This window comes from Enterobacter cloacae complex sp. P13B, from assembly GCF_014895915.1.
GTDB classification, from domain to species: domain Bacteria; phylum Pseudomonadota; class Gammaproteobacteria; order Enterobacterales; family Enterobacteriaceae; genus Enterobacter; species Enterobacter bugandensis.
Window position 1 is genome coordinate 1 of the sequence record NZ_JADBQN010000056.1, and the last position, 1,519, is coordinate 1,519.

Consider the following 1,519-nt stretch of genomic DNA (forward strand, 5'->3'; position numbering starts at 1 on the left):
CCCCAGGCGCTGTTGACCCCTTCCCAGCGCACCTGCCCTTCGATATCCGTCATCCGCTCCGGCGTGCCGTTGGGCTGGCAGTGGAACCAGAATATTTCCGGGGCATCAACGCCGTCAATACGCGCCAGCGGATCGTAGCTGTCCTGATCGCTGTAGACGTAGGTCAGCGGCACGTCCCCGTGCACTTCCTGCAGCAGGCGGAACCCTTCCCAGACAAACTGGCTTGCCGGTTGGCTGACCGCCCAGCATCTGCTGGTGCGTTTTGCTGATGCGCCGACCGAGCGGATCGTAGCGGAAGCTGACCTGCGTCTGCGGCCTGTTGCGATCCTGCAGCTGGCTGATGACTTCCGTCAGGCGATGCTCGCCGTCGTAGCGGTAGTGCCAGCGGGTCTGGCCGTTATCCTTCTCCACGGTACGGCCGTGTATGTCATACTGCCAGCGAATGCCGTTCAGCTGCGTCAGGCGGTTGTGCGTGACCTTCTCAGCAGATCCTTCGATCTGTGAGGTTATGTTGTGGTGCGGTTTGCGCCGCGGTTGAACCCGATATCCCAGAGCTGGACGACGCCGATCGTGAAGAGTTCATGGCCGAGTTGGGTCTGGAAGAGCCGGGCCTGAACCGCTTGATCCGCGCAGGCTATGAGCTGCTGAATCTGCAGACCTACTTTACCGCAGGCGCGAAAGAAGCAGGCAAGATGCGTGCAGAAGGGAAAGATTACATCGTTAAAGATGGCGACGTGATGAACTTTCTGTTTAACGTTTGATTGGTTTTGAATGAGAAAAATCCACACCAGGGCGTGGATTTTTTTATTGCGAGTCTATCAATAGATAACTAGTTTTCCCGCTGGCCAAATACCTGACCATCCACAAGGCATATGACTAGCTTCATAAACATTAATCAATCCATTAAAAAAGAACGGTTCTCGTAGTAAAGAACTATACGCATCTTCAAGCAAGTAATTGACAAGATCCCATTTTAAGCTCTCAATCATTGAGATTTTCTCAGACTCTGGGAAGATTATTTATGGGATAATATCAATCTCCACAACTTTCTTCGCTTCTTTGACCAAAGAGTTTCAGTATTGATATTTTTCAGTGTGTTTTATTGCGAGATAACCCGTTATTTCATTAACAGCCTCTAGGGTGGCACTCTCCAATTCATCACTATTGAGGCTTTTTATAAACAAGCTAAGGGACTGAGCCTGGAGAACCACAGGGAGTGTCGTCGCCTTACCAAGATTAACAAACCAATTAATTTTATTTAACCTGTCTATTGCTAGCTGGGATATTTTTATGTTTTAACCTGATTAATTCATCCTGGGATCCACGGTATGTTCATAGCACCAAGCGCCATGCTGTTTTATAATAAAACTCTATGATCTGCGTTACAGAGTCTTATTAAAATTAAGAATATAAAACCAACAGCAATAGAATTAAATAAATTGATTAAATTTTTTAAGTGTACTTTAAGAAAGATTCTCTTCTGCTACTAATTGGTTAACAAAGTTAGCAAATGAATTTT

The 1,519-nt window shown here is 47.1% G+C and carries 2 pseudogenes; one reads left to right on the top strand and one right to left on the bottom strand.

Annotation, left to right across the window (positions count from 1 at the left end):
- A pseudogene (locus IM273_RS20635) lies at nt 1–498 on the bottom strand (RHS domain-containing protein); the annotation flags it as partial.
- A gap of 23 nt (nt 499–521) precedes the next feature.
- Between IM273_RS20635 and IM273_RS20645 the strand changes: the two are divergent.
- Nucleotides 522–761: pseudogene (locus IM273_RS20645) on the top strand (DUF933 domain-containing protein); the annotation flags it as partial.
- Nucleotides 762–1,519 lie beyond the last annotated feature (758 nt).